Raw genomic sequence first — 26,872 nt, 5'->3', positions numbered from 1 at the left:
CTCATCACAGACGCGGCAATGGGAGAACAAGTTCCCCAAGGGAGCAAACGCCGCAGGGCGGCCACCCCGGTGGGGTGACCGCCCTGCGGACGGAACGGCGTGCTTACTGGTTGTACGGACCGTAGTCGTAGTCCTCCAGCGGGACCGCCTGGCCGGAGCCGGTGCCGAAGGGCGAGTAGTCGATGTCGTCGTAACCGACGGCCGAGTACATCGCGGCCTTGGCCTCCTCGGTGGGCTCGACCCGGATGTTGCGGTAGCGGGACAGGCCCGTACCGGCCGGGATGAGCTTACCGATGATGACGTTCTCCTTGAGGCCGATGAGGCTGTCGGACTTGGCGTTGATCGCCGCATCCGTCAGGACTCGGGTCGTCTCCTGGAAGGAGGCGGCCGACAGCCAGGATTCCGTCGCCAGCGAAGCCTTGGTGATACCCATCAGCTGCGGACGGCCGGAGGCCGGGTGGCCGCCTTCCGCCACCACGCGACGGTTCTCGCCCTCGAACTTCGAGCGCTCCACCAGCTCGCCCGGCAGCAGCTCCGCGTCGCCGGACTCGATGATCGTCACGCGGCGCAGCATCTGCCGGATGATGATCTCGATGTGCTTGTCGTGGATCGCCACGCCCTGGCTGTTGTAGACCTTCTGGACCTCGCCGACCAGGTGGACCTGGACGGCACGCTGACCCAGGATCCGCAGCACGTCGTGCGGGTTGATCGCACCGACGGTCAGCGGCTGGCCGACCTCGACGTGGTCACCCTCGGACACCAGCATGCGGGCCCGCTTGGAGACCGGGTAGGCCGTCTCGTCGCTGCCGTCGTCCGGCGTGACGATGACCTTCTTGGTCTTCTCGGTCTCCTCGATCCGGACGCGGCCGGCCGCCTCCGAGATCGGGGCGACACCCTTGGGCGTACGGGCCTCGAAGAGCTCGACGACACGCGGCAGACCCAGGGTGATGTCGTCACCGGCCACACCACCGGTGTGGAAGGTACGCATCGTCAGCTGGGTGCCGGGCTCACCGATGGACTGGGCGGCGATGATGCCGACCGCCTCACCGATGTCGACCAGCTTGCCGGTGGCCAGCGAACGGCCGTAGCAGTAGGCACAGGTGCCGACCGCGGACTCACAGGTCAGGACCGAGCGGGTCTTGACCTCCTCGACGCCGTGCGCGATGAGCTGGTCGATCAGCACGTCACCGAGGTCGACGTTGGCCGGGGCGACGACCTTGCCGTCGACCACGACGTCCTCGGCGAGCATCCGCGCGTACACGGAGGACTCGACGTCGTCCGCCTTGCGCAGGATGCCGTCCGCGCCCTTCGAACCGATCCGCAGCTTCAGACCGCGCTCGGTGCCACAGTCCTCCTCGCGAATGATGACGTCCTGGGAGACGTCGACCAGACGACGGGTGAGGTAACCGGAGTCGGCGGTACGCAGAGCGGTGTCCGCCAGACCCTTACGGGCACCGTGGGTGGAGATGAAGTACTCCAGCACGGACAGACCCTCGCGGAAGGACGCCTTGATCGGACGCGGGATCGTCTCGTTCTTGGCGTTCGACACCAGACCACGCATACCGGCGATCTGACGCATCTGCATCATGTTTCCGCGCGCACCCGAGTCCACCATCATGAAGATGGGGTTGGTCTTCGGGAAGTTCTCATTCATCGCCTCGGCAACCTCGTTGGTCGCCTTGGTCCAGATGTTGATGAGCTCCTGCGTGCGCTCGTCCTTGGTGATCAGACCGCGCTCGTACTGCTTCTGGACCTTCTCGTCCTGGGCCTCGTAGCCGGAGACGATCGCCTTCTTGGCCTCCGGCACGACGATGTCGGAGACGGCGACGGTGACGCCGGAACGGGTGGCCCAGTAGAAGCCGGACGCCTTCAGGTTGTCGAGCGTCGCCGCCACGATGACCTTCGGGTAGCGCTCGGCCAGGTCGTTGACGATCGCGGAGAGCTGCTTCTTGCCCACCGAGTAGTCGACGAACGGGTAGTCCTCGGGCAGCAGCTCGTTGAAGAGCGCGCGCCCCAGGGTCGTCCGCAGCCGGAAGCCGTCGCCCTGCTGCCACTCCGGCTCGCCCTCGACCGGGGCCGGCGGGGTCCAGCCACGCGGCGGCACGGTGCCGATCGGGAAGCGGATGTCGACCTTCGCCTGGAGCGAGAGCTCGCGGGCGTCGAAGGCCATGATCGCCTCGGAGACCGAGGAGAACGAGCGGCCCTCACCCTTGACCTCGCGCTCCTCCTCGTCCGTGGTGAGGAAGAAGAGGCCCAGCACCATGTCCTGGGTCGGCATGGTGACCGGACGGCCGTCGGCCGGCTTGAGGATGTTGTTCGAGGACAGCATCAGGATGCGGGCCTCGGCCTGCGCCTCCGCGGAGAGCGGCAGGTGCACGGCCATCTGGTCACCGTCGAAGTCCGCGTTGAACGCGGTGCAGACGAGCGGGTGGATCTGGATGGCCTTGCCCTCGACCAGCTGCGGCTCGAAGGCCTGGATGCCGAGGCGGTGCAGGGTGGGCGCACGGTTCAGCAGCACCGGGTGCTCGGCGATGACCTCTTCGAGGACGTCGTACACCACGGTGCGGCCGCGCTCGACCATGCGCTTGGCCGACTTGATGTTCTGCGCGTGGTTGAGGTCCACCAGGCGCTTCATCACGAACGGCTTGAAGAGCTCCAGCGCCATGGCCTTGGGCAGACCGCACTGGTGCAGCTTCAGCTGCGGGCCGACGACGATGACGGAACGCGCGGAGTAGTCCACACGCTTACCGAGCAGGTTCTGACGGAATCGACCCTGCTTGCCCTTGAGCATGTCGCTGAGGGACTTCAGCGGACGGTTGCCGGGGCCCGTCACCGGGCGGCCGCGGCGGCCGTTGTCGAAGAGCGCGTCGACGGCCTCCTGGAGCATGCGCTTCTCGTTGTTCACGATGATCTCGGGCGCGCCGAGGTCGAGAAGCCGCTTCAGGCGGTTGTTGCGGTTGATGACACGGCGGTACAGGTCGTTCAGGTCGGAGGTCGCGAAGCGGCCACCGTCCAGCTGCACCATCGGACGCAGGTCCGGCGGGATCACCGGGATGCAGTCCAGCACCATGCCCTTGGGGCTGTTGCGGGTCTGCAGGAAGGCGGAGACGACCTTCAGGCGCTTGAGCGCACGGGTCTTCTTCTGGCCCTTGCCGGTCCGGATGATCTCGCGGAGGCGCTCGGCCTCCTCGTCCAGGTCGAAGGTCTCCAGCCGCTTCTGCAGCGCGGCGGCGCCCATCGAACCGTCGAAGTACGTGCCGAAGCGGTCACGCAGCTCGCGGTAGAGGAGCTCGTCGCCCTCCAGGTCCTGGACCTTGAGGTTCTTGAAGCGGTTCCAGACCTCGTCGAGACGGTCGATCTCGCGCTGCGCGCGGTCGCGCAGCTGCTTCATCTCACGCTCGGCACCCTCGCGCACCTTGCGGCGGACATCCGCCTTGGCGCCCTCGGCCTCCAGCTCGGCCAGGTCGGTCTCGAGCTTCTTGGCGCGGGCCTCCAGGTCGGAGTCGCGGCGCTGCTCGATCTGCTGGCGCTCGACGGAGACATGGGCCTCCAGCGAGGGCAGGTCGCGCGTACGGCGCTCATCGTCCACCCACGTGATCATGTAGGCGGCGAAGTAGATGACCTTCTCGAGGTCCTTGGGCGCGAGGTCCAGCAGGTAGCCCAGCCGGCTCGGGACACCCTTGAAGTACCAGATGTGGGTAACGGGAGCGGCCAGCTCGATGTGGCCCATCCGCTCACGACGCACCTTGGCGCGAGTGACCTCGACGCCGCAGCGCTCGCAGATGATGCCCTTGAAGCGGACACGCTTGTACTTACCGCAGTAGCACTCCCAGTCCCGGGTAGGACCGAAGATCTTCTCGCAGAAGAGACCGTCCTTTTCGGGCTTGAGGGTGCGGTAGTTGATGGTCTCCGGCTTCTTGACCTCACCGTGGGACCACTGACGGATGTCGTCAGCGGTGGCGAGGCCGATCCGCAGCTCGTCGAAGAAGTTGACGTCGAGCACTATGCGTCAATCCCTCTCAGGGTCGTATCTAGATGGTCTGTACGGGGCCGATGGGGGTCCCTCCCTGGACGGAACTCCGTCGGAGTCCTTGGGGGAGGGGTCGGGAGCTCCTGGGGAAAGAAGCCCCCGACCAGACCCGTCAGACCTCTTCGACGCTGCTCGGCTCGCGCCGGGACAGGTCGATGCCGAGCTCCTCCGCAGCGCGGAAGACGTCCTCGTCGGTGTCGCGCATCTCGATGGACATGCCGTCCGAGGACAGCACCTCCACGTTGAGGCACAGGGACTGCATCTCCTTGATGAGCACCTTGAAGGACTCGGGGATGCCGGGCTCGGGGATGTTCTCGCCCTTGACGATGGCCTCGTAGACCTTCACGCGGCCGGTGACGTCGTCGGACTTGATCGTCAGCAGCTCCTGGAGGGCGTAGGCGGCGCCGTAAGCCTCCAGCGCCCACACCTCCATCTCACCGAAGCGCTGGCCACCGAACTGAGCCTTACCGCCCAGCGGCTGCTGGGTGATCATCGAGTACGGACCGGTCGAACGCGCGTGCAGCTTGTCGTCGACCAGGTGGTGCAGCTTGAGGATGTACATGTACCCGACCGAGATCGGGTCCGGGAACGGCTCACCGGAGCGGCCGTCGAACATCCGCGCCTTACCGGACGGGAGGACCATGCGGTCGCCGTCGCGGTTGGGGCGGGTGTTCTCCAGCAGACCGGCCAGCTCGTCCTCACGGGCGCCGTCGAAGACCGGGGTCGCGACGTTGGTGCGCGGCTCGACCTGGTCGGCGCCGATGGACTGCAGGCGCTGGGCCCACTCCTCACCGAGGCTGGAGACGTCCCAGCCCTGGCTGGCGAGCCAGCCGAGGTGGATCTCCAGGACCTGTCCCGGGTTCATTCGGGACGGGACACCCAGCGGGTTGAGGATGATGTCGACCGGGGTGCCGTCCTCCATGAACGGCATGTCCTCGACCGGCAGGATCTTCGAGATGACGCCCTTGTTGCCGTGACGGCCGGCGAGCTTGTCACCATCGGTGATCTTGCGCTTCTGCGCGACGTAGACGCGGACCAGCTGGTTCACGCCCGGCGGCAGCTCGTCGCCCTCCTCGCGGTCGAAGACGCGGACGCCGATGACCTTGCCGATCTCGCCGTGCGGCACCTTCAGCGAGGTGTCACGGACCTCGCGCGCCTTCTCACCGAAGATCGCGCGGAGCAGGCGCTCCTCGGGGGTCAGCTCGGTCTCGCCCTTGGGCGTGACCTTGCCGACGAGGATGTCGCCGGCGACGACCTCGGCACCGATGCGGATGATGCCGCGCTCGTCGAGGTCGGAGAGGACCTCCTCGGAGACGTTCGGGATGTCCCGGGTGATCTCCTCGGGGCCGAGCTTGGTGTCACGGGCGTCGACCTCGTGCTCCTCGATGTGGATCGAGGAGAGGACGTCGTCCTGGACGAGGCGCTGCGACAGGATGATCGCGTCCTCGTAGTTGTGACCCTCCCACGGCATGAACGCCACGAGCAGGTTCTTGCCGAGCGCCATCTCGCCCTCGTCCGTGGACGGACCGTCGGCGAGGACCTGGCCCTCGATGACCCGCGCGCCCTCGTCCACGACGACCTTCTGGTTGAAGGAGGTGCCCTGGTTGGAGCGGGTGAACTTGGCGACGCGGTAGGTGTTGTACGTGCCGTCGTCGTTGGCGACGGTGATGTAGTCCGCGGAGACCTCCTGGACCACACCGTTCTTCTCGGCCTTGATGACGTCGCCGGCGTCGACCGCGCAGCGGTACTCCATGCCGGTGCCGACCAGCGGCGACTCCGCCTTGATCAGCGGAACGGCCTGGCGCATCATGTTCGATCCCATGAGCGCGCGGTTGGCGTCGTCGTGCTCGAGGAACGGGATCATGGCGGTCGCGGCCGACACCATCTGGCGCGGCGAGACGTCCATGTAGTGCACCTCGTCGGCGGGGACGAGGTCGACCTCGCCGCCACGGCGACGGACCAGCACACGCTGCTCGGAGAAGCGCAGGTCCTCGCTGAGCTTGGCGTTGGCCTGGGCGATGAGGAAGCGGTCCTCCTCGTCCGCGGTGAGGTAGTCCACCTCCTCCGTGACCTGGCCGTCGACGACCTTGCGGTACGGCGTCTCGATGAAGCCGAAGACGTTGACGCGGCCGTAGGACGCGAGCGAACCGATCAGACCGATGTTCGGGCCTTCAGGGGTCTCGATCGGGCACATGCGGCCGTAGTGCGAGGGGTGCACGTCACGGACGTCCAGACCGGCCCGCTCACGGGAGAGACCACCCGGGCCCAGCGCCGACAGACGGCGCTTGTGGGTCAGACCCGACAGCGGGTTGGTCTGGTCCATGAACTGGGACAGCTGGCTGGTGCCGAAGAACTCCTTGATGGAGGCGACGACCGGCCGGATGTTGATCAGGGTCTGCGGCGTGATCGCCTCGACGTCCTGGGTGGTCATGCGCTCACGCACGACGCGCTCCATACGGGCGAGACCCGTACGGACCTGGTTCTGGATCAGCTCGCCGACGTTGCGCAGGCGGCGGTTGCCGAAGTGGTCGATGTCGTCGGTCTCGACAACGATGCTGTTGCCGTTCTCGCCGATCGTCTCGGTCTCGCCGGCGTGCAGCTTGACCAGGTACTTGATCGTGGCGATGACGTCATCGGTGGTCAGCACACCGGCGTCCAGAGGCTCGTCGCCGCCGAGCTTCTTGTTGACCTTGTAGCGGCCGACCTTCGCGAGGTCGTAGCGCTTGGGGTTGAAGTAGAGGTTCTCCAGCAGCGTCTGCGCGGCCTCACGCGTCGGCGGCTCGCCCGGGCGCAGCTTGCGGTAGATGTCGAGCAGCGCGTCGTCCTGGCCCTGGGTGTGGTCCTTCTCCAGGGTGGCGCGCATCGACTCGTACTCGCCGAACTCCTCAAGGATCTGGTCGGTGGTCCAACCGAGGGCCTTGAGCAGGACGGTCACGGACTGCTTGCGCTTGCGGTCGATGCGCACACCGACCATGTCGCGCTTGTCGATCTCCATCTCCAGCCAGGCACCCCGGGACGGGATGATCTTGGCGGAGAAGATGTCCTTGTCGGACGTCTTGTCGATCGAGCTGTCGAAGTACACACCCGGCGAGCGGACCAGCTGCGACACCACGACACGCTCGGTGCCGTTGATGACGAAGGTGCCCTTGTTGGTCATGAGCGGGAAGTCGCCCATGAAGACCGTCTGGGACTTGATCTCGCCGGTCTCGTTGTTGGTGAACTCCGCGGTGACGAACAGCGGAGCCGCGTACGTGAAGTCGCGCTCCTTGCACTCGTCGATGGAGTTCTTCGGAGGCTCGAAGCGGTGGTCGCGGAACGTCAGCGACATCGACCCGGAGAAGTCCTCGATCGGGGAGATCTCTTCGAAGATCTCTTCCAGACCGGACTTGGTGGGAACTTCCTGCCCACTCTCCAGCGCAGCCTCGACGCGACCCTTCCATGCGGCATTGCCGAGCAGCCAGTCGAAGCTTTCGGTCTGCAGCGCAAGGAGGTTCGGAACCCCGAGGGGCTCCTTGATCTTCGCAAAAGAGATGCGCAGCGGGGCGGTGCTGTCGCCGTTGTTCGTATTGGCAGTCGAGGCGTTGCGCGAGGCGGCCAAGAGGGGGTCCTTCCGAGGGCTCGGACTCACTACGCGCGTACCGGTCCCGAATCGAGCAGAGCGATCGATAAGCCCAGGTCAGGGCGGGTCATTCCACTTTGCTCGGGCTCGGGCATGCCCCTGGTGACGGGCAGGGAGCAGCTAACAGGCAGCGCAAAGGGTCAGTGTAGCCACATGGCCCACTGATGTCCAGAGCGAGTTTCCGGAGACCGGTACCGCACCGCGTCCCGATCTTCTCCCTCCGGGAGGTCATGCCCTCCGCAACGGAGGAGCGCCTCGTTGTTCTTCTCTACGCCCAATGCCCTGCGCCTGCCGAAAGCCCTTGCGCCAGTGGCGCACACCGATGCTTCCCTCTTCGCCGGCGATCCATGCCTCGATCCCTGGACCGCTTCTGCGTCGCGTCCCGAGAATTGCGCGCCGCGTCCGGTTCGTCAAGGCCCCCCGCCCCCTGGGAGATCGTCACGCGGAGGTGCGTCCGGACAACGAAGATCACCATACCCGCACTCCGGCGAGAGGCAACGCAGCCGGGGCGGGTACACGGAAGGGCGACCACCCGTCTGGGTGATCGCCCTTCGTGGTGTCCGCGTTACACCCTCAGGCGCAGCGGACGGGAGTCAGAGACTCACCAAGGTCACTTGACCTCGACGGAGGCACCGGCGCCCTTGAGGGACTCGGCGGCCTTCTCGGCGGCGTCCTTGGCAACCTTCTCCAGGACCGGCTTCGGGGTGCCGTCGACCAGGTCCTTGGCCTCCTTCAGGCCGAGGGAGGTCAGCTCACGCACGACCTTGATGACCTGGATCTTCTTGTCGCCGGCACCGGTGAGGATGACGTCGAACTCGTCCTTCTCCTCCTCGGCGGCGGCGGCCGGGGCACCCGGGGCGCCGGCGGCGACGACGGCGGCCGGGGCGGCGGCGGTGACGTCGAAGCGCTCCTCGAAGGCCTTCACGAACTCGGCGAGCTCGATGAGGGTCATCTCGTCGAACTGGGCAAGCAGGTCTTCCTGGCTGAGCTTCGCCATGGTGGCGGTCCTTCCACTAATTCGGCTGGTGCCGGATGTACATTTCGGCGGGCGTGCGGCCCGCTGTAACCCGCGCCGGGACGGCGCGGATCATGACGCGAGCCGAATTACTCGGCACCGCCCTGCTCGGCCTTCTTGGCGCGAAGCGCTTCCGCAGTGCGGACGAACTTCGACGGGAGCGCCTGGAAGAGCGCGGCAGCCTGGGACTGCTTGCCCTTCATGGCACCCGCCAGCTTGGCGAGCAGAACCTCGCGGGACTCGAGGTCCGCAAGCTTCTTGATCTCGTCGGCGGAGAGCGCCTTGCCGTCAAGGACACCGCCCTTGATGACGAGATTCTGGTTCTCCTTGGCGAAGTCACGAAGACCCTTCGCCGCCTCGACCGGGTCACCGGTAACGAAGGCGACGGCCGTCGAGCCACTGAGGTGCTCGTCCAGCACAGAGATCCCGGCCTCCTGGGCCGCGATCTTGGTCAGCGTGTTCTTCACCACACGGTACTGAGCGTTGTCACCGAGCGAACGGCGCAGATCCTTGATCTGCGCAACGGTGAGCCCGGTGTACGCGGTCACAACAGCAGCATGGGAGCTACGGAACTTCTCCGTGATCTCCTCGACGGCTGCGACCTTGTCGGGCTTCGCCATGAGCCTCGGCCTCCTTCCGGGTGATGAGGACCGCGCAGAAGGGGCTGGGCAAAACAAACGCCCCGGCGCAGGGCACGGGGCGTTACTCGACCAGGCAGAAAACTGCCGGGGAGTTTCTCTCCACACAACCTGCGCAGGCCGTCCGCAGCTAGCGGATCCTTCGGCCACCACGCGTCCAGGATTGGACGCGCAGAGACAACCAGCGGTCTTTGGCTTCCGGGACACCGTACGGGACCGGTCCGCGCAAGAGCAAATCGGCTGGACGGGGCATCGGGGACGCGCCCCGAGCCCCGCCCAGCCGACGCCGGGTGCGGGAATCCGCCCGGGTCTCACCCGGGCCCACTCACCGGACTTACTTGTAGTCCATGGTGTCGCTCGCCGGCGGCGGCGTCACCGAGACCTTGGTGCCGTAGTCCGAGTAGTAGACCGTCGAGTCGTACGGCGAGGACTTGCTGTCCAGCTGCTCGCGCTTCTTGACCAGCAGGTTGTCCGAGCTGACCCACAGGTCGATGGTCTCGGTCGTGGCGCCGGCCTGCTTCAGCTGCTTTTCCAGGGCCTTGAGGTCCGCCTCGCTGACGTTCTTCGTCTGCATGCGGGTCAGCTCGCTCACCGAGAGCGTGCCGTTGTAGTGGGTCGCCTGGACGCCGCGGACGTCTTCCTTGCCGACTTCCTTGACCTTGCCCGAGGCGACCAACAGGTCCACCGACCGGCCCGGGTTGTTGTTGTTCATCGTGTCCTTGATCAGGGCGCCGGCCGGGCCCATCTTCTTGGCCATGACGTCGTAGTCGTACTTGACCCAGTCCTTGCCGCCCATGGGCATGCCCATGTTCATGTACATGGCGTCAGGCGTGTAGAGCGCCTTCATGGGCTTGCCGGAGCCGCCCATCGGGCCGCCGGACTGGGTGATGTCGACGGCCATGTGCATGCCGGACGACCAGTCCATCGCGCCCTTCATGGTCTGGGTCGCCGTACCGTTCTTGGTGGTGCCCTCGACCTTGGCGGAGTTCTTGCCGTTCGTCTGCTGCGAGACCGTCTTCAGCGAGGCCAGCGCGGCCTCCAGCGGAGACTTCGCCCCCGCCGCGTCGCTGCTGCCACTGCCGGAGCTGCTGACCTTGTCGCTGCCGTTGCAGGCGGTCAGACCGGCCATCATGACAACTCCCGCCGCGACGGCGGCGGTTATACGCGTGCTACGCACTGAGGCTCCCCCTTAGATCTCCTTTATGGACCTTGGGGCGACTGTAGTGCAGACCACTGTCAGCGCATGCGTCAGGCCCCGCCTTCCTTACGGAGAGCGGGGCCTGGCGATTCACGCGTCACGCGCTACGAGCCATCGATCGCGAGGATCAGACGGTCTCGTCCTCCGCGAGGAGGTTGCGGCTGCGGTTGGGGTCCACCGGGACACCGGGGCCCATGGTGGTGGTGATCGTCGTCTTCTTGATGTAGCGGCCCTTGGCGGCGGACGGCTTCAGACGGGTGATCTCCTCCAGCGCCGCGGCGTAGTTCTCCACCAGCTTGGTGTCGTCGAAGGACACCTTGCCGATGATGAAGTGGAGGTTGGAGTGCTTGTCGACGCGGAACTCGATCTTGCCGCCCTTGATGTCGGTGACAGCCTTGGCGACATCCGGGGTGACGGTGCCGGTCTTCGGGTTCGGCATCAGACCACGGGGACCGAGCACGCGGCCGAGGCGGCCGACCTTGCCCATGAGGTCCGGGGTGGCAACGACGGCGTCGAAGTCCAGGCGGCCCTTGGAAACCTCGTCGATCAGTTCGTCCGAGCCGACGATGTCGGCGCCGGCGGCCTCCGCGGCCGCAGCACGGTCACCGGTCGCGAAGACCAGGACCCGGGCGGTCTTACCGGTGCCGTGCGGGAGGTTCACGGTGCCACGGACCATCTGGTCGGCCTTGCGCGGGTCGACACCCAGACGCATGGCAACCTCGACGGTCGCGTCGAACTTGGCGGACGTGGTGTCCTTGGCGAGACGGACGGCCTCGAGGGGGGCGTACAGACGCTCCCGGTCGATCTTCGCGTCCGCGTTGCGAAGAGACTTGCTGCGCTTCACTTCTGCTCCTGATGCAGTGGGGTGGAGTCGTGGTACGGACCAGCGCCTGGTCCTTCCACGGAGGTGCCTAGGGGGCTGAGGTTCAGCCCTCGACCGTGATGCCCATGGAACGGGCAGTGCCGGCGATGATCTTCGACGCGGCGTCCAGGTCGTTGGCGTTCAGGTCGGGCATCTTGGTGGTGGCGATCTCGCGGACCTGCGCCTCGGTGATCTTGGCGACCTTGGTCTTGTGCGGCTCGCCGGAGCCCTTCTCCACGCCCGCGGCCTTCAGGATGAGCTTCGCGGCCGGCGGGGTCTTGGTGACGAAGGTGAAGGAACGGTCTTCATAGACCGTGATCTCCACCGGCACGACCATGCCACGCTGCGACTCGGTCGCAGCGTTGTAGGCCTTGCAGAACTCCATGATGTTGACGCCGTGCTGACCCAGCGCGGGGCCGACCGGCGGGGCCGGGTTCGCGGCACCGGCCTGGATCTGGAGCTTGATCAGCCCCGTGACCTTCTTCTTCTTGGGAGGCATGCTCTCTCCGGGTCTTAGTGAGAGGTGGTTCGCCCCGCAATCCGGTCATCCGGATGGAGGCATACCGCACCACGATAACGGGTACCGTCGTGCGGCCAAAAACCGTGCAGGTCAGACCAGCTGTGCGCCGGTCTGACCTGATCGGTGGCTTGGGGTCCGGAAGAACCTAGTTCTTCTGGATCTGGTCGAAGCTGAGCTCGACCGGGGTCTCGCGACCGAAGATCTCGACCAGGCCCTTGACCTTCTTCGAGTCGGCGTTGATCTCGTTGATCGTCGCCTGGAGCGTCGCGAACGGACCGTCGGTGACGGTGACCGAGTCGCCCACCTCGAAGTCCAGGACCTGGACCTCGACCTTGCGGGACGGCGCCGGCTTGCCCTCGGCCGCGGCGGCCTCCTTGGCGGCCTTCTCCTCGGCCTCCGGGGCGAGCATCTTGACGATCTCGTCCAGCGTCAGCGGGTACGGGTCGTAGGCGTTGCCGACGAAGCCGGTGACACCCGGGGTGTTGCGGACCACGCCCCACGACTCGTTGGTCAGGTCCATGCGCACCAGGACGTAGCCCGGAAGCTTGTTCTGGCGGACCGTGCGGCGGTCGCCGTTCTTGATCTGGACGACCTCTTCCTGCGGCACCTCGGCCTGGAAGATGTAGTCCTCGACGTTCAGCGAGACGGCGCGCTGTTCGAGGTTGGTCTTCACGCGGTTCTCGTAGCCCGCGTAGGTGTGGATGACGTACCACTCGCCGGGGAGCCCGCGCAGCTCGTCGCGGAGGGCGGCCACCGGGTCGACCGGCTCCTGCTCCTCGGTGTCCTCGGAAGCCTCGTCGGCCTCCTCGTCCTCGACGTGCAGGGCGGCCGCCTCGGCGGGCTCGCCGGCGGCGGCGTCCTCGGCGTCCAGCTCGTCGACGTCGTCGGCGTCCGCGACGATCTCCGCGGCGCCCTCTTCGTCAGCGATGGCCGCAGCGTCCCCCTCGACCTCGGCCGAGACGGCCTCGTCAACCTCGGCCTCTGCAGCCGCGACGGGCTTGGCGGCGTCGTTCAGGTTCGGGTCAGACACGTGGCTGCTTCTTCCTTGCTTCAAGGGGTTGAACGTGCGAAGGGCCGCCCGCAGAGGCACCCTCCGCGGGATCAGCCGAAGACGTACCCGACGACTCGGTTGATTCCCAAGTCAATCACGGTTACGAGGCCAATGATGATGGCTACGAAGACGATCACCACGGTGGTGTACGACGACAGCTGGCTGCGCGTGGGCCAGACGACCTTGCGGAGCTCCGCGATGACCTGACGGTAGAAGAGCGCGAGACGCGCGAAGGGCCCCTTCTTGCCGCGCTTACCGCCGCGGCGGGGCTTCTTCTGGGATTCCGTGGTGTCGTCCTCGGAACGACCGCGCTCAGGCATGTCGATGGAGCCCAGGGCGTCCGTCACTCGTCCTCACCTGAATCCGGGTCGTGGCCGTGCCGCGTCAGGCCCGGCCGCACGGCGGTGCATTTCGTACGTACGCGTGCACGCACTTGACGATGAAGTGCGTGTAGCAGGGCCGGAGGGACTTGAACCCCCAACCGCTGGTTTTGGAGACCAGTGCTCTACCAATTGAGCTACGACCCTTTGTGGTTCCCCCAACCTACCGCATGCGGACGACTGCTCTACGTCGAACGCTTGCGATGACCCGGTGGGAGCCAACGGTCAGCGAGTGTACGTGGTTCACGGCCGGGCGTCGAACAGGAACTTCCCGGACCGTCCAGGCAAACCCGCGTATCGGGCCCCGGGGAGGTCTGCGACGATGCCTTTATGAGCGCTGCAACTCCCTCCGCATCGTCCCCCGCCGATCGCCGGGTCTCCGTCCGGGTCGGTTCGATCTCCGAGTCCGCCACCCTCGCCGTCGACGCCAAGGCCAAGGCCCTCAAGGCCGCCGGGCGCCCGGTGATCGGCTTCGGCGCCGGTGAGCCCGACTTCCCCACGCCCGGCTACATCGTCGAGGCGGCGGTCGAGGCCTGCCGCAACCCGAAGTTCCACCGCTACACCCCGGCCGGCGGCCTCCCCGAGCTGAAGAACGCGATCGTCGAGAAGACGCGGCGCGACTCCGGCTACGAGGTCGAGGCCGCGAACGTCCTGGTCACCAACGGTGGCAAGCAGGCCATCTACGAGGCGTTCGCCGCCATCCTGGACCCGGGTGACGAGGTCATCGTCCCGGCGCCGTACTGGACCACCTACCCCGAGTCGATCCGGCTCGCGGGCGGTGTGCCGGTCGAGGTGGTCGCCGACGAGACCACCGGCTACCGGGTGTCCGTCGAGCAGCTGGAGGCGGCCCGCACCGAGCGCACCAAGGTGGTGCTCTTCGTCTCGCCGTCGAACCCGACCGGCGCGGTCTACCCCCGCGAGCAGGTCGAGGCGATCGGCCGCTGGGCCGCCGAGCACGGCCTGTGGGTGCTGACCGACGAGATCTACGAGCACCTGGTCTACGGCGACGCGGAGTTCTCGTCGCTGCCGGTGGTGGTGCCGGAGCTGCGCGACAAGTGCATCGTCGTCAACGGCGTGGCGAAGACGTACGCGATGACCGGCTGGCGGGTGGGCTGGGTGATCGGCCCCAAGGACGTCGTCAAGGCGGCCACCAACCTCCAGTCGCACGCCACCTCGAACGTCTCCAACGTGGCGCAGGCGGCGGCCATCGCGGCGGTCAGCGGCGATCTGACGGCCGTCGAGGAGATGAAGGTGGCCTTCGACCGGCGCCGGCAGACCATCGTGCGGATGCTCAACGAGATCGACGGCGTGCTGTGCCCGGAGCCGGAGGGCGCGTTCTACGCCTACCCGTCGGTGAAGGGGCTGCTGGGCAAGGAGATCCGCGGCAAGCGCCCGCAGTCCAGCGTCGAGCTGGCCGAGCTGATCCTGGAGGAGGCGGAGGTCGCCGTCGTCCCGGGTGAGGCCTTCGGCACCCCGGGCTACCTGCGGCTCTCCTACGCGCTGGGCGACGAGGACCTGGTCGAGGGCGTCTCCCGGATCCAGAAGCTGCTGGCGGAGGCCAAGTAGCCGCGCTTTTCCAGCCGTTGAGGCGTGCGGGGCCGGACAGTCGTCCGGCCCCGCACGCCTTTCCGGCGGTCCCTTCGTTCGGGGCGGGCCCTATGCCCATGGCACAGGGGTGCGGCAGTATCTGCGGATGGAGCGTGTTCGTGATCTGCGTCAACTGCCGAAGGCCCATCTGCACCTGCACTTCACCGGCTCGATGCGCCCGGCGACCCTGCTGGACCTGGCCGACAAGTACGGCGTCCATCTGCCGGCGGCGCTCACCAGCGGCCGGCCGCCCCGGCTGAGCGCCACCGACGAGCGCGGCTGGTTCCGCTTCCAGCGGCTCTACGACATCGCCCGGTCGTGCCTGCGGGCGCCCGAGGACATCCAGCGGCTGGTGCGGGAGGCGGCGGAGGAGGACGTCCGGGACGGCTCCCGCTGGCTGGAGATCCAGGTCGACCCGACCTCGTACGCGCCGCGGCTGGGCGGGCTGATCCCGGCCCTGGAGATCATCCTGGACGCGGTGGACCGGGCCTCCCAGGACACCGGGCTGGGCATGCGCGTCCTGGTGGCCGCGAACCGGATGAAGCACCCGTTGGACGCCCGCACCCTGGCCCGGCTCGCGGTGCGCTACAGCGACCGCGGCGTGGTCGGCTTCGGCCTCTCCAACGACGAACGCCGGGGCTTCGCGCGGGACTTCGACCGGGCCTTCGCCATCGCCCGGGACGGCGGTCTGCTGTCCGCGCCGCACGGCGGCGAGCTGTCCGGCCCGGCGAGCGTGCGGGACTGCCTGGACGATCTGCACGCGGCCCGGATCGGGCACGGGGTGCGGGCCGCGGAGGACCCGGTGCTGCTGCGCCGGCTGGCCTCGCGCGGGGTGACCTGCGAGGTGTGCCCGGCCTCGAACGTGGCCCTGGGCGTCTACGGCAAGCCCGAGGACGTACCGCTGCGGAAGTTCTACGAGGCCGGCGTGCCGATGGCGCTGGGCGCGGACGACCCGCTGCTGTTCGGCTCCCGGCTGACCGCCCAGTACGAGATCGCCCGCACCGCGCACGCGTTCACCGACGCCGAACTGGCGGAGCTGGCCCGCCAGTCCGTACGGGGCTCCCGTGCGCCTCAGGAGGCGCAGCGGGCGGTGCTGGCGGACGTCGACGCCTGGCTGGCCGCGCCGGCGCCCCAGGGGTGACGACAGGTCCCGAGGGCCCGGTACGGCCGGCCGCGGCCCTTCAGGGGCCGCGGTCCCTCACAGGCTGACGCCGACCGTCACCGGTTCGTTGACGAGGGTGACCCCGAAGGCGTCCCGGACGCCGTCGCGGACCTCGCGGGCCAGGGCGAGCAGGTCCTCGGTGGTGGCCTGGCCGCGGTTGGTGAGGGCGAGGGTGTGCTTGGTGGAGATCCGGGCCGGGCCGGAGCCGTAGCCCTTGGTGAAGCCGGCCCGGTCGATGAGCCAGGCCGCGGAGGTCTTCACCCGGCCGTCGCCGTCGGGGAAGGCGGGCGGGGCGGCGTCGGGGCCGAGCCGGTCGTGGACCCGCCGGACGAACTCCGCGTGCTCGGCCTCGGTCAGGACCGGGTTGGTGAAGAAGGAGCCGGCGGACCAGGTGTCGTGGTCCTCGGGGTCGAGCACCATGCCCTTGCCGGCCCGCAGCGCCAGGACGGTCTTGCGGGCCACGGTGAGCGGCACCCGCTCCCCGGTGGCGACGCCGAGCGCGCGGGCCGTCTGCTCGTAGCGCAGGGGCGCGGAGAGGCCGTCCGCGTCCTCCAGGGCGAACCGCACCCGCAGCACGACGAACCGGTCGGGGTGCCGCTTGAAGCGGCTGTGGCGGTACGAGAAGCCGCACTCCTGGCTGGAGAGGGTGACCGTCTCGCCGGTGCTGCGGTCGTAGGCGACGACCTCGGTGAGGGTCTCGGAGACGTCCTGGCCGTAGGCGCCGACGTTCTGGATCGGGGTGGCGCCGGCCGAGCCGGGGATGCCGGCCAGGCACTCGACGCCGGCCAGCCCGGCCTCGACGGTGCGGGCGACGGCGTCGGACCAGTTCTCGCCGGCGGCGAGTTCCAGGGTGGTGCCGTCGAGGGCGAAGCCGCGGGTGGCGATGCGCAGGGCGGTGCCGTCGAAGCCCTTGTCGCCGATGACGAGATTGCTGCCGCCGCCGATGATCAGCAGCGGGGTGCCGGCCTCGTCGGCTTCGCGGACGGCCGCGATCACCTCGTCGTCGGTGGTGGCCGTGACGAGCCGGGTCGCGGGACCACCGAGGCGGAAGGTGGTCAGCGGGGCAAGGGGGGCGTTGTCTGCTACGTGACGTTCCTGCACCCGCCCAAGGGTACGGGGGCGGCCCGGCGATGCCGGGCCGGCCGTCCCACCCGGCTGCTTCAGGCGAGCCTGACCACGGCGCGGGACATGCCCAGCACCTTCTGGCCTGCGCTCTTGGCGACGAGGTCGACCCGGACCGTCCGCTCGGCGTCGTCCAGCTTGGCCGCGACGGTGGCGCTGACCTCAATCAGCGCGCCGGTCTCGTCGTTGGGCACCACGACGGGCTTGGTGAAGCGCACGCCGTACTCGGCGACCGCGCCCGGGTCGCCGACCCAGTCGGTGACGACCCGGATCGCCGAGGCCATGGTGAACATGCCGTGCGCGATGACGTCCGGCAGGCCGACTTCCTTGGCGAACTTCTCGTTCCAGTGGATCGGGTTGAAGTCCCCGGAGGCGCCGGCGTACTGGACGAGTGTGGCGCGCGTCACGGGGAAGGTCTGCGCGGGGAGTTCGGTGCCGACCTCGACGTCGTCGTAGGAGATCTGCGCGGTCATCTCAGGCTGCCTCCTCGGCGCGCCGGGCGACGAGTTTGGTGAACGCGGTCACGACGTGCTCGCCGGCCTCGTCGTGCACCTCGCCGCGGATGTCGATGATCTCGTTGCCGGCCATGGTCTTGATGGCCTCGATGGTGGAGGTCACGGTGAGCCGGTCGCCGGCGCGTACCGGGCGCCGGTAGGCGAATTTCTGGTCACCGTGGACCACGCGGCTGTAGTCCAAGCCGAGTTGCGGGTCGGCGACGACGACCCCGGCCGCCTTGAATGTGATGGCAAACACAAAAGTCGGCGGCGCGATCACGTCGGAGTACCCGAGCGCCTTGGCGGCTTCGGCGTCGCTGTAGGCGGGATTGGGATCACCGATCGCCTCGGCGAATTCGCGGATCTTTTCCCGGCCGACCTCATAAGGGTCGGTGGGCGGATACGTGCGTCCGACGAATGACTGGTCGAGCGCCATGGGCTCGCAACCTCCCTGGACTGACTGGTGCTAAAACCGCGAGGCCGCCCCCAGGAACTGGGGACGGCCTCACAGACGAGCCTGAGTTATCGCGTCTCGCGGTGCGCAGTGTGCGAGTTGCAGCGGGGGCAGTGCTTCTTCATCTCAAGACGATCCGGGTCGTTACGCCGGTTCTTCTTGGTGATGTAGTTCCGCTCCTTGCACTCCACGCAGGCCAGCGTGATCTTCGGGCGGACGTCGGTGGCAGCCACGTGAGTGCTCCTTGACGAACGGGTAGTCGATACGAACGCATAAAAGAGTAGCCGACCGGAGGACCGACCCCAGAATCGGCTACTGTTAGTAGCGGTGACCGGACTTGAACCGGTGACACAGCGATTATGAGCCGCTTGCTCTACCGACTGAGCTACACCGCTGTGATGCGAGAGTTACCCGTCCGAGGACGGGGTCCCTCACACATCAGAGCCCCAAAACGGAATCGAACCGTTGACCTTCTCCTTACCATGGAGACGCTCTGCCGACTGAGCTATTGGGGCGAGCGATGAAGACATTACACGGCCCGCCGCCAAACGTGAAATCCGTATCCGCGTCGCGCCTCAACAACCCCCCGCACCACACCGGTACGACTATTTCGCGCCTGCGCGCTGGGCTCCGGACCGCGCCCTAGGCTCGGGGCCACGCTGCGTGATCTTGCACGCCCGGGGCTTCGAGGAGCGCGATGTCCGAGACCAGTTCGCCGCAGCCGGGGAAGCCTGGGGGTGCCGGCCGGTACGCCCGGCCGGATTCCGGCGCGCTGGTCCTGTGCGGCGCCCGGCTCGCCGACGGCCGCACCGTGGACGTCCGGCTCGGCGGCGGGCGCATCGAGGCGGTCGGCACCGCCGGCAGCCTCGCCCCGCAGGGCGCCCGGGTGGACCTCGCCGGCTATCTGCTGCTCCCGGCCCCCGCCGAACCGCACGCGCACTGCGACACCGCGCTGACCGCGGACGCCGACGGGCCCGCCTCCGACTCCGCCGAGGACGTCCAGCGCCGCACCACCGAGGCGGCGCTGCTGCAACTGGGGCACGGGGCCACCGCCTCCCGCAGCCATGTGCGGATCGGCGGCGTCCAGGGGCTGCGGGCGCTGGAGGCGGTGCTCCAGGCCCGCCGGGCGCTGCGCGGGCTGGCAGATCTGGCGGCGGTGGCGGTGCCTCGGGTGCTGACCGGGGCGGCCGGCGCCAACGGGCTGGCGATGCTGCGGGACGCGGTCAAGATGGGGGCCACGGTCATCGGGGGGTGCCCGGATCTGGACCCCGATCCGGCCGGGTACGTGGAGGCGGTCCTGGAGGTGGCCGGCGAGCACGGCTGTCCCGTGGACCTGCACACCGACGGAGCCGATCCGGCGCGGCTGGGGCGGTTCGCGGCGATGTGCGGCGGGCTGCGGCCGGGGGTGGCGATCGGGCCGTGCGCCGGGATGGCGCGGATGCCGCGGAGCGTGGCGGCCCGGGTGGCGGAGCAGTTGGCGGCCGCCGACGTCGCCGTGGTCTGCCTGCCGCAGGGCGACTGCACCGGCCTGGAGCGGAACGGCACCCGGGTGTCGCGGCCGGCGCCGGTGCGGCTGCTGCGGGCGGCCGGAGTGCGGGTGGCGGCCGGCAGCGGGGCGCTGCGGGACGCGGCGAATCCGGTGGGGCGGGGCGACCCGTTGGAGGCCGCGTACCTGCTGGCCTCCCTGGGCGAGGCGACGCCCGAGGCGGCCTACGAGACGGTGAGTTCGGCGGCGCGGGCGACGCTGGGGCTGCCGGAGGTGCGCGTCGAGGCGGGTTTCCCGGCGGAGTTGCTCGCGGTGCGCGGGGAGCGGATCGCCGGGGTGCTCTCGCTGGCGTACAGCAGGATCGTGGTGCACCGGGGACGGGTGGTGGCGCGCACCAGCGCGGTGCGCGAGTACTGCGATTCGGTGGACGTGGCACTGGAGTTGCCCCGCCAGTCGCAGCGGTAGTGCCCGGCCCGCCGGACGGGCCCGGCCGCCGCATCGGCCGGTCCTCGGGTGCGCCGCGGCACTTCGGCGTACGGTCGGCAGCATGCGCATTGTCATCGCAGGTGGACATGGTCAGATCGCGCTGCGGCTGGAGCGGTTGCTGCACGCGCGCGGGGACGAGGTCGCGGGGGTCGTCCGGCGGCCGGAACAGGCCGGCGATCTGCTGGCCGCGGGTGCCGAACCGGTGGTCTGCGACCTGGAGTCGGCGTCGGTGGCCGACGTCGCCCGGCACCTGGAGGGGGCGGACGCGGCCGTCTTCGCGGCGGGCGCCGGGCCGGGCAGCGGGGCCGCGCGCAAGGACACCGTGGACCGCGGGGCGGCGACGCTCTTCGCGGACGCGGCCGAGGCGGCCGGGGTGCGGCGCTTCGTGGTCGTCTCGTCGATGGGTGCGGACCGGGAGCCCCCGGAGGGCACCGAGCCGGTCTTCGCGGCGTATCTGCGGGCGAAGGGCGCCGCGGACGCGGACGTTCGGGCCCGGGCCGGGCTGGACTGGACGATCCTGCGGCCCGGCCGGCTCACCGACGACCCGGGCACCGGCGCGGTGACGCTGGCCGACGCGACCGGGCGCGGGGCGGTGCCGCGGGACGACGTGGCGGCCGTCCTGGCGGCGCTGCTGGACGAGCCGGGCACCATCGGGCGGACGCTGGAGCTGATCGGCGGGGACATCCCGGTGGCGGACGCGGTGCGGAACGTGGCGGCGCACTGAGCCGTCCGGCGGCAGGCGCGCGCGGAGGGCCCTGAGAGCACTTCTGCCGCCCTCGGACGGCTGCCGGGCCGTCCGGCACGCCCGGGCGGTGAACGGCGCCCCAGCGGCCCCTCGGCGCCGTACCGCCCGCGCCCTCCCGTCCGGCCGCCACGGCGCGACGGGGAGCCGGCCGGGACGGCGCGGGCGGCCGAGGCGCCGCGGGCACTGGTCGCCGGGGGCCGGCCGCCGCTGCGCCGGTCGGCGGGACACGCCCGGGACGCGAGCGCTGCTCGGCCTCGCGGCCTTGGGCCGTGCCGCCGAACGGCAACACAAAAAGCCCCCGAATCGCATCGCTACGATTCGGGGGCTTTTCATTGGCTGTGGCGGCGCCAGGATTCGAACCTGGGAAGGCGAAGCCGGCAGATTTACAGTCTGCTCCCTTTGGCCGCTCGGGCACACCGCCGGGGTGTGTCGTCAGGAGGCCCGCTGTGAGGCGCGCTCCCTGGCAACGACGTAAACCATACCCGATGGCAGGGGGTGCTTTGCCACTCGGTTCCGAAGCGCTGGATCTTGGCCGGGTGGCTAGGCTTGGCGAGCGGTCCGGGAAGGGCCGCATCTCTGATGGATCTACGTACGAGGAGCCAACCCACGATGGCCGACTCCAGTTTCGACATCGTCTCGAAGGTCGAGCGGCAGGAGGTCGACAACGCCCTCAACCAGGCCGCCAAGGAGATCTCGCAGCGCTACGACTTCAAGGGCGTGGACGCGTCGATCCAGTGGTCGGGCGAGAAGATCGAGATGCGGGCCAACGCCGAGGAGCGGGTGAAGGCCGTTCTGGACATCTTCCAGTCCAAGCTGGTCAAGCGCGGGATCTCACTGAAGGCGCTGGAGGCCGGCGAACCGCAGGCCTCGGGCAAGGAGTACCGGATCTCCGCCTCGATGCAGGAGGGGATCTCCCAGGAGAACGCGAAGAAGGTCGCCAAGATCATCCGCGACGAGGGCCCGAAGGGCGTCAAGGCGCAGGTGCAGGGCGACGAGCTGCGGGTCAGCTCCAAGAGCCGGGACGACCTGCAGGCGGTCCAGCAGCTGCTGCGCGGCAAGGACCTGGACTTCGCGCTCCAGTTCGTCAACTACCGCTGAGCGTCCCCGGCGGGGGCGTACGGCACGCAGTGAGCCGATGGGGCGGTGCGACACGGGGTCGCGCCGCCCCAACGGCGTTCCTGGCCACGGGAGTTGGCCGCAGCGGGCCGCGGCCCTTCGGGGGCCGTTGCGACCCCTGCCCGCCTAGGGGTCAGCGGGTGGCGAAGGGCTCGTCCGTGGGGACGATCTCGCGGCCCAGGGGGAACAGGGAGAGCGGGATCATCTTGAAGTTGGCGATGCCGAGCGGGATGCCGATGATCGTCACGCACTGGGCGATGCCGGTGACGATGTGGCCCAGGGCCAGCCACCAGCCCGCGAAGACGAACCAGATGATGTTGCCGATCACCGAGCCGGCGCCGGCGTCCCGGCGCTCCACGGTCGTCCGGCCGAACGGCCACAGGGCGTAGCCGGCATTGCGGAACGACGCGATGCCGAAGGGGATCGTGATGATCAGGACGCAGCAGATGATGCCGGCGATGGAGTAGCCGATCGCCATCCAGAATCCGCCGAGGATCAGCCAGATGACGTTGAGGATGAACTTCATGATCGGCAGCCTTCCACGGTGATGAGTGGTTCCGTCGTGCTAGACGCAGGTCACCGCGGGGAACGTTGCATCGCCGCGGATCTTGGTGCGGCGTCAGGGGTGGTGGCGGCCGGCCATCTGCTCCAGGCGGGAGATGCGCTCGCGCATCGGCGGGTGGGTGGAGAAGAGGCGGGTCAGGCCCTCTCCGGGACGGAACGGGTTGGCGATCATCATGTGGCTGGCGGTCTCCAGGCGGGGCTCGGGGGGCAGCGGGAGCTGCTGGGTGCCGAGCTCCAGCTTGCGGAGGGCGGAGGCCAGCGCGAGCGGATCGCCGGTGAGCCGGGCGCCGGAGGCGTCGGCCTGGTACTCGCGGGAGCGGCTGACGGCGAGCTGGATCAGTGAGGCGGCTATCGGGCCGAGGAGCATGATCAGCAGCATGCCGAACAGGCCCGGGCCCTCGTCGTCGTCCGAGCGGCCGCCCGGGATCAGCCAGGCGAAGTTGACCAGGAACATCACGACCGAGGCCAGTGCGCCGGCGACCGAGGAGATGAGGATGTCGCGGTTGTAGACGTGGCTGAGCTCGTGGCCGATGACGCCGCGCAGCTCGCGCTCGTCGAGGATCTGGAGGATGCCGTCGGTGCAGCAGACCGCGGCGTTGCGCGGATTGCGGCCGGTGGCGAAGGCGTTGGGCGCCTGGGTCGGGGAGATGTAGAGCCGGGGCATGGGCTGGCGGGCGGCGGTCGAGAGCTCGCGGACCATGCGGTAGAGCTGCGGCGCCTCGAACTCGCTGACCGGGCGGGCCCGCATCGCGCGCAGGGCGAGCTTGTCGCTGTTCCAGTACGCGTAGGCGTTGGTACCCAGGGCGATCAGGACGGCGGCGATCAGGCCCGTACGGCCGAAGAAGCTGCCGATGACGATGATGAGTGCGGACAGTCCCCCGAGGAGTACGGCGGTCTTGAGCCCGTTGTGCCGGCGATGCACGGTACGCCCTCCAAGTGGTGCGGCAGGGGAACCCTTGGCTTCGTTTCTCCACTGTCCAGTGGACCCTTACTCACTGGTCAACGCGAGAGGGGCGGGCGTGGTTCCCCGGGGCGTGCCTGGTCAGGGGCGGGTGCGGGCCGGTGCGAAGGGTGGCTCCGGTACGGGCGGGCGGCGGCGGCCGTACCGGTCGTCGGCAGCCCGCCCGAAAGGGCGGCGCGGGCTCCTAGAGGAGCGCGCCGGCGGCGAAGCGGAGGACCAGTTGGGGGGCGCCGGAGAGGGCGACGCCCAGTGCGGTCGCGAGGGCCAGGGCGGTGCCGAGGGCGGCCGGGATCGGGGCGCGGGGATGGTCGGCGGGCTCGCCGGCCGGGGCCTGGGCCGGCCGGAAGAGGACGGCCGTCCACTGGAGGTAGTAGTACAGCGCGATCACGACGTTGACGGCCATGACGACGGCGAGCCAGCCCAGTCCGGCGTCGACGACCGCGGAGAAGACCGTCACCTTGGCGAACAGGCCGATGATGCCCGGCGGCAGGCCCGCCAGGCAGAGGAGGAAGAAGCCGAGGGCGAGCGCCACCAGGGGGCGGCGGTGGTAGAGGCCCCGGTAGTCGGCGAGGCGGTTGCCGGGGCTGGTGCGGGCCACCAGGGCGGCGACGGCGAAGGCTCCGAGGTTCACCGCGGCGTACATCAGGGCGTAGGCGACGGTGGCGCCGATGGCATGCGCGGGGTCGTGGGCGTAGCCGGCGGCGGCGATCGGGACCAGCAGGTAGCCGGCCTGGCCGACGGAGGACCAGGCCAGGAGGCGGACGGCGCTGTGGGCGCGGGTCGGGTCCTGGCGGAGGGCCGCGGCGTTGCCGACGGTCATGGTGAGCGCGGCGAGCACGGCCAGCGCCGGTCCCCAGACGTCCGCGTACGCCGGGAAGCCCTGGACGGTGACCAGGATCAGGCCGGAGAAGCCGACGGCCTTGCCGACCACGGAGAGGTACGCGGCGATCGGCAGCGGGGCGCCGACGTAGGTGTCGGGCACCCAGAAGTGGAAGGGGGCGGCGGCGGTCTTGAAGGCGAAGCCGACGAGGGTGAGGGCGACGCCGGCGGCGGCCAGGGTGGCCAGGCGCGGGTCCGGGAGGGCGGCGAGGGCGTGCGCCACCCGGGACAGGTGGAGGCTCCCGGTGGCCGCGTAGACGAAGCTCACGCCGAGGAGCATCACGGCGGTTGCGGCCACCGAGGAGAGGAAGAACTTCAGCGCCGCCTCGGAGGAGAGCCGGTCGCCGCGGCGCAGCCCGACCAGGGCGAACGCCGGCAGCGAGGCGACCTCCAGGGCGATGACCAAGGTGGCCAGGTCCCGGGAGGCCGGCAGCAGGGCCGCGCCGGCCGCCGAGGACAGCAGCAGGAACCAGTACTCGCCCGCGGGCAGGTCGTGGTCCCGGACGGGGTCGATGGACAGCAGGGCGGTCAGCAGCGCGCCGCCCAGCACCAGGAACTGGATGATCAGGGTGAAGTGGTCGGCGACGTAGCTGCACGCCTGCGGGTGACCGGTCAGGCAGAAGGTGCGGCGGCGGCCGTCCAGGAGGGGCAGCAGCAGGAGCACGGCGGCGGCCAGGCCGGCGGTCGCGCCCCAGCCCAGCAGGTGCTTGCGGGCGGCCGGCAGGAAGAGGTCGGCGACCAGCACCACCAGGGCGATCGCCGCGGTCAGGGTGGGCGGGGCGATGGCGAGCCAGTCGACGGACTGGACCAGCGAGGTGACCTGACTCATCACTTACCGCCTCCGAGGAGCTGCTGGACGGCCGGGTTCGTGAGGCCGAGGAGGGCCGCGGGCCACAGTCCGGCGAGGACCGTGAGGGCGGCCAGGGGGCTGAAGGCCGCGTATTCGTAGCGCGCGAGGTCGGGGAGGGCGGGGGCCGGTCCGCCGGCCTCCGGGGAGGAGGCCGCGGCCTCCAGGGTGCCGCCCATGCAGACCCGGCGGACGACCAGCAGCAGGTAGGCGGCGGTCAGCAGGGTGCCGAGGCCGGCCAGCGCCATGAACGTCAGGAACGCGGGGCGGCTGAGGCCGGCGGCCGGGTGGTAGGCGCCGAACATCGCCAGCATCTCGCCCCAGAAGCCGGCCAGTCCGGGCAGGCCCAGGGAGGCGACGGCCGCGAAGGCGAGCAGGCCGCCGAAGCGGGGGGCGCGGCCGTAGAGGGCGGCGCCGGTCGAGCCCGCGAGGGTGTCCAGGTCGGTGCTGCCCAGGCGGTCCTTGAGGCCGCCGACGAGGAAGAAGAGCAGGCCGGTGATCAGGCCGTGCGCGATGTTGGCGAACAGCGCGCCGTTGACGCCGGTGGGGGTCATGGTGGCGATGCCGAGCAGGACGAAGCCCATGTGGCCGACGGAGCTGTAGGCGATCAGGCGCTTGAGGTCGCCCTTGGCGCCGGCGCGGACCAGCGCGAGGCAGGCCAGCGAGCCGTAGACGATGCCGACGGCGGCCAGCGCGGCGAGGTACGGCGCGAAGGCGTGCATGCCGTCGGGCGTGATCGGCAGCGCGATCCGCACGAAGCCGTAGGTGCCCATCTTCAGCAGGACGCCGGCCAGCAGGACCGAGCCGACGGTGGGGGCGGCGGTGTGGGCGTCCGGCAGCCAGCTGTGCAGCGGCCACATCGGGGACTTGACGGCCAGTCCGATGCCGACGGCGAGCACCGCGATGACCTGGACGGTGTGGCTGAGCTGGGCTTTCGGGCCGTTGTCAGTGGCCAGTGCGACCATGTCGAAGGTGCCGGATTTCAGCCCGATGAGGAGGAGGCCGAGCAGCATGACGACAGAGCCGAGCAGCGTGTAGAGGATGAACTTCCAGGCCGCCGCCTGCCGCCCGCCCGTCGCCCGGCCACCCTCCTCGAGGGAACCGCTTCGCGCCACGCCTTCCGACCCGCCCCAGCGGGCGATGAGGAAGTACATCGGGATGAGGACCATCTCGAAGGCGAGGAAGAAGAGCATCAGGTCCAGCACGGCGAAGGTCGCCAGGGTGCCGGATTCCAGCACGAGGATCAGCGCCACAAATGCCTTGGGGGACGGGCCCGTCGGCATGTTGAAGTAGCTGTAGAGGGCGCAGAGGAAGGTCAGCAGCGCGGTCAGGACCAGGAGGGGGAGCGAGATGCCGTCGACGCCGAGGTGGACGCGGATGCCCAGCGCCGGGATCCAGCTGAGGTCGGTGGTGGCCTGCATACGCGCCGGGTGAGCGTGGTCGAAGCCGGCGGCCAGTGCGACGGTCGCGGCGAGCACCACGCCGGTGACGGTCACGCCGTGGCGCAGTACGGCCTGGTCGGGGTTCTTCCCCTTCAGGCCGGGCGGGGCCGGCAGCAGGGCGGCCAGCGCGCCGATCAGGGGGAGGACGACGGAGCCCGCGAGGAGGATCTGTAGGGCGGTGTGGTTCACGGGTCAGGCCCTCCTCAGGGTTTCG

General features: G+C 69.3%; 22 protein-coding genes and 4 tRNA genes. 5 read left to right on the top strand and 21 right to left on the bottom strand.

The annotated features are described in order from the left end of the window. Positions 1-103: 103 nt before the first annotated feature. The 10 genes from ACIQE0_RS12875 to ACIQE0_RS12830 all read right to left on the bottom strand — a co-directional run bounded on the left by ACIQE0_RS12875 (position 104) and on the right by ACIQE0_RS12830 (position 13,460). Positions 104-4,003 (bottom strand): DNA-directed RNA polymerase subunit beta', encoded by a 3,900-nt coding sequence (locus ACIQE0_RS12875; RefSeq protein WP_366329813.1) that lies wholly within the window; start codon positions 4,001-4,003, stop codon positions 104-106. A gap of 139 nt (positions 4,004-4,142) precedes the next feature. After that, positions 4,143-7,628, bottom strand: coding sequence for a DNA-directed RNA polymerase subunit beta (rpoB, locus tag ACIQE0_RS12870; RefSeq protein ID WP_366329812.1), 3,486 nt, complete (start codon positions 7,626-7,628; stop codon positions 4,143-4,145). Between the two features lie 631 nt (positions 7,629-8,259). Beyond that, positions 8,260-8,646, bottom strand: coding sequence for a 50S ribosomal protein L7/L12 (gene rplL / locus ACIQE0_RS12865; protein ID WP_366329811.1), 387 nt, complete (start codon positions 8,644-8,646; stop codon positions 8,260-8,262). 107 nt (positions 8,647-8,753) lie between these two features. Continuing rightward, positions 8,754-9,284 (bottom strand): 50S ribosomal protein L10, encoded by a 531-nt coding sequence (gene rplJ / locus ACIQE0_RS12860; protein WP_366329810.1) that lies wholly within the window; start codon positions 9,282-9,284, stop codon positions 8,754-8,756. Between the two features lie 352 nt (positions 9,285-9,636). Then, positions 9,637-10,479 carry a hypothetical protein gene (locus ACIQE0_RS12855; protein WP_402331187.1) on the bottom strand — a complete coding sequence of 281 codons (843 nt, stop codon included), beginning with the start codon at positions 10,477-10,479 and terminating at the stop codon, positions 9,637-9,639. Positions 10,480-10,627: 148 nt separating this feature from the next. Beyond that, positions 10,628-11,344: a 50S ribosomal protein L1 gene (gene rplA, locus ACIQE0_RS12850; protein ID WP_366329809.1), complete on the bottom strand. Its 717-nt coding sequence runs from the start codon at positions 11,342-11,344 to the stop codon at positions 10,628-10,630. Positions 11,345-11,426: 82 nt separating this feature from the next. Further along, positions 11,427-11,861: a 50S ribosomal protein L11 gene (gene rplK, locus ACIQE0_RS12845; protein WP_016571043.1), complete on the bottom strand. Its 435-nt coding sequence runs from the start codon at positions 11,859-11,861 to the stop codon at positions 11,427-11,429. A 166-nt stretch (positions 11,862-12,027) separates the two neighbouring features. Then, the gene (nusG, locus tag ACIQE0_RS12840; RefSeq protein WP_366329808.1) at positions 12,028-12,912 is read right to left on the bottom strand and encodes a transcription termination/antitermination protein NusG; all 885 of its coding nucleotides are present in this window, start codon (positions 12,910-12,912) and stop codon (positions 12,028-12,030) included. 71 nt (positions 12,913-12,983) lie between these two features. Next, positions 12,984-13,280 carry a preprotein translocase subunit SecE gene (gene secE, locus ACIQE0_RS12835; RefSeq protein WP_067349960.1) on the bottom strand — a complete coding sequence of 99 codons (297 nt, stop codon included), beginning with the start codon at positions 13,278-13,280 and terminating at the stop codon, positions 12,984-12,986. Between the two features lie 107 nt (positions 13,281-13,387). Next, positions 13,388-13,460: transfer RNA gene (locus ACIQE0_RS12830), tRNA-Trp, on the bottom strand. A 183-nt stretch (positions 13,461-13,643) separates the two neighbouring features. On the opposite strand from ACIQE0_RS12830, the gene ACIQE0_RS12825 reads away from it, so the two are divergent. Both ACIQE0_RS12825 and ACIQE0_RS12820 read left to right on the top strand, forming a co-directional pair. Continuing rightward, the gene (locus ACIQE0_RS12825) at positions 13,644-14,879 is read left to right on the top strand and encodes a pyridoxal phosphate-dependent aminotransferase (RefSeq protein WP_366329807.1); all 1,236 of its coding nucleotides are present in this window, start codon (positions 13,644-13,646) and stop codon (positions 14,877-14,879) included. A 127-nt stretch (positions 14,880-15,006) separates the two neighbouring features. Next, positions 15,007-16,041 carry an adenosine deaminase gene (locus tag ACIQE0_RS12820; protein ID WP_402331184.1) on the top strand — a complete coding sequence of 345 codons (1,035 nt, stop codon included), beginning with the start codon at positions 15,007-15,009 and terminating at the stop codon, positions 16,039-16,041. Positions 16,042-16,098: 57 nt separating this feature from the next. On the opposite strand, the gene ACIQE0_RS12815 is transcribed toward ACIQE0_RS12820, so the two are convergent. The 6 genes from ACIQE0_RS12815 to ACIQE0_RS12790 form a co-directional block, all read right to left on the bottom strand. Next, positions 16,099-17,163, bottom strand: a complete 1,065-nt coding sequence (locus tag ACIQE0_RS12815; RefSeq protein WP_366329805.1) for a UDP-N-acetylmuramate dehydrogenase — start codon at positions 17,161-17,163, stop codon at positions 16,099-16,101. 59 nt (positions 17,164-17,222) lie between these two features. Further along, positions 17,223-17,657: a MaoC family dehydratase gene (locus tag ACIQE0_RS12810; protein WP_366329804.1), complete on the bottom strand. Its 435-nt coding sequence runs from the start codon at positions 17,655-17,657 to the stop codon at positions 17,223-17,225. A gap of 1 nt (position 17,658) precedes the next feature. Then, positions 17,659-18,114, bottom strand: a complete 456-nt coding sequence (locus tag ACIQE0_RS12805) for a MaoC family dehydratase N-terminal domain-containing protein (RefSeq protein WP_366329803.1) — start codon at positions 18,112-18,114, stop codon at positions 17,659-17,661. An 86-nt stretch (positions 18,115-18,200) separates the two neighbouring features. Continuing rightward, positions 18,201-18,365 (bottom strand): 50S ribosomal protein L33, encoded by a 165-nt coding sequence (gene rpmG, locus ACIQE0_RS12800; protein WP_006604855.1) that lies wholly within the window; start codon positions 18,363-18,365, stop codon positions 18,201-18,203. A gap of 89 nt (positions 18,366-18,454) precedes the next feature. Continuing rightward, a tRNA-Met gene (locus ACIQE0_RS12795) sits at positions 18,455-18,527 on the bottom strand. Between the two features lie 47 nt (positions 18,528-18,574). After that, positions 18,575-18,647 (bottom strand) — tRNA-Thr (locus ACIQE0_RS12790). A 182-nt stretch (positions 18,648-18,829) separates the two neighbouring features. Here ACIQE0_RS12790 and ACIQE0_RS12785 point away from each other — a divergent pair. Continuing rightward, on the top strand, positions 18,830-20,083 hold the full coding sequence (locus tag ACIQE0_RS12785; RefSeq protein WP_384101725.1) for an amidohydrolase family protein: 1,254 nt from the start codon (positions 18,830-18,832) through the stop codon (positions 20,081-20,083). 82 nt (positions 20,084-20,165) lie between these two features. Continuing rightward, positions 20,166-20,828 (top strand): NAD(P)H-binding protein, encoded by a 663-nt coding sequence (locus ACIQE0_RS12780; RefSeq protein WP_402331182.1) that lies wholly within the window; start codon positions 20,166-20,168, stop codon positions 20,826-20,828. Between the two features lie 360 nt (positions 20,829-21,188). Here the strand turns inward: ACIQE0_RS12780 and ACIQE0_RS12775 are convergent. Continuing rightward, positions 21,189-21,270: transfer RNA gene (locus ACIQE0_RS12775), tRNA-Tyr, on the bottom strand. Positions 21,271-21,458: 188 nt separating this feature from the next. Between ACIQE0_RS12775 and ACIQE0_RS12770 the strand changes: the two genes are divergently transcribed. Next, a complete protein-coding gene (locus tag ACIQE0_RS12770; protein ID WP_366329800.1) occupies positions 21,459-21,947 on the top strand; it encodes a YajQ family cyclic di-GMP-binding protein in 489 nt (162 codons plus the stop codon). Positions 21,948-22,098: 151 nt separating this feature from the next. Here the strand turns inward: ACIQE0_RS12770 and ACIQE0_RS12765 are convergent, their stop codons facing one another. From ACIQE0_RS12765 to ACIQE0_RS12750, 4 genes are all read right to left on the bottom strand, one after another. Further along, entirely contained in the window at positions 22,099-22,491 is a 393-nt protein-coding gene (locus ACIQE0_RS12765) for a YccF domain-containing protein (RefSeq protein WP_366329799.1), read from the bottom strand. 93 nt (positions 22,492-22,584) lie between these two features. After that, positions 22,585-23,451 carry a zinc metalloprotease HtpX gene (gene htpX / locus ACIQE0_RS12760; RefSeq protein ID WP_366329798.1) on the bottom strand — a complete coding sequence of 289 codons (867 nt, stop codon included), beginning with the start codon at positions 23,449-23,451 and terminating at the stop codon, positions 22,585-22,587. 223 nt (positions 23,452-23,674) lie between these two features. Continuing rightward, a complete protein-coding gene (locus ACIQE0_RS12755; protein ID WP_402331180.1) occupies positions 23,675-25,198 on the bottom strand; it encodes an NADH-quinone oxidoreductase subunit N in 1,524 nt (507 codons plus the stop codon). After that, positions 25,198-26,847 carry a NuoM family protein gene (locus ACIQE0_RS12750; RefSeq protein WP_402331178.1) on the bottom strand — a complete coding sequence of 550 codons (1,650 nt, stop codon included), beginning with the start codon at positions 26,845-26,847 and terminating at the stop codon, positions 25,198-25,200. The genes ACIQE0_RS12755 and ACIQE0_RS12750 overlap by 1 nt, the downstream gene beginning before the upstream one ends. Between the last annotated feature and the right edge of the window lie 25 nt (positions 26,848-26,872).

This window comes from Streptomyces sp. NPDC093097, assembly GCF_044754325.1.
Classification (GTDB): domain Bacteria; phylum Actinomycetota; class Actinomycetes; order Streptomycetales; family Streptomycetaceae; genus Streptomyces.
Note: the sequence above shows the minus strand (reverse complement) of the source record. Positions and strands in the feature narration are given on the sequence as shown.

Bases quoted from the DNA above. Each gene is read 5' to 3' on its own strand.
- rplK (WP_016571043.1), bottom strand. From the start codon at position 11,861: ATGCCTCCCAAGAAGAAGAAGGTCACGGGGCTGATCAAGCTCCAGATC.
- rplL (WP_366329811.1), bottom strand. From the start codon at position 8,646: ATGGCGAAGCTCAGCCAGGAAGACCTGCTTGCCCAGTTCGACGAGATG.
- ACIQE0_RS12780 (WP_402331182.1), top strand. From the start codon at position 20,166: ATGCGCATTGTCATCGCAGGTGGACATGGTCAGATCGCGCTGCGGCTG.
- ACIQE0_RS12765 (WP_366329799.1), bottom strand. From the start codon at position 22,491: ATGAAGTTCATCCTCAACGTCATCTGGCTGATCCTCGGCGGATTCTGG.
- ACIQE0_RS12810 (WP_366329804.1), bottom strand. From the start codon at position 17,657: ATGACCGCGCAGATCTCCTACGACGACGTCGAGGTCGGCACCGAACTC.
- ACIQE0_RS12820 (WP_402331184.1), top strand. From the start codon at position 15,007: ATGGAGCGTGTTCGTGATCTGCGTCAACTGCCGAAGGCCCATCTGCAC.
- ACIQE0_RS12805 (WP_366329803.1), bottom strand. From the start codon at position 18,114: ATGGCGCTCGACCAGTCATTCGTCGGACGCACGTATCCGCCCACCGAC.
- rplJ (WP_366329810.1), bottom strand. From the start codon at position 9,284: ATGGCGAAGCCCGACAAGGTCGCAGCCGTCGAGGAGATCACGGAGAAG.
- ACIQE0_RS12785 (WP_384101725.1), top strand. From the start codon at position 18,830: ATGTCCGAGACCAGTTCGCCGCAGCCGGGGAAGCCTGGGGGTGCCGGC.
- ACIQE0_RS12755 (WP_402331180.1), bottom strand. From the start codon at position 25,198: ATGAGTCAGGTCACCTCGCTGGTCCAGTCCGTCGACTGGCTCGCCATC.
- ACIQE0_RS12825 (WP_366329807.1), top strand. From the start codon at position 13,644: ATGAGCGCTGCAACTCCCTCCGCATCGTCCCCCGCCGATCGCCGGGTC.
- ACIQE0_RS12770 (WP_366329800.1), top strand. From the start codon at position 21,459: ATGGCCGACTCCAGTTTCGACATCGTCTCGAAGGTCGAGCGGCAGGAG.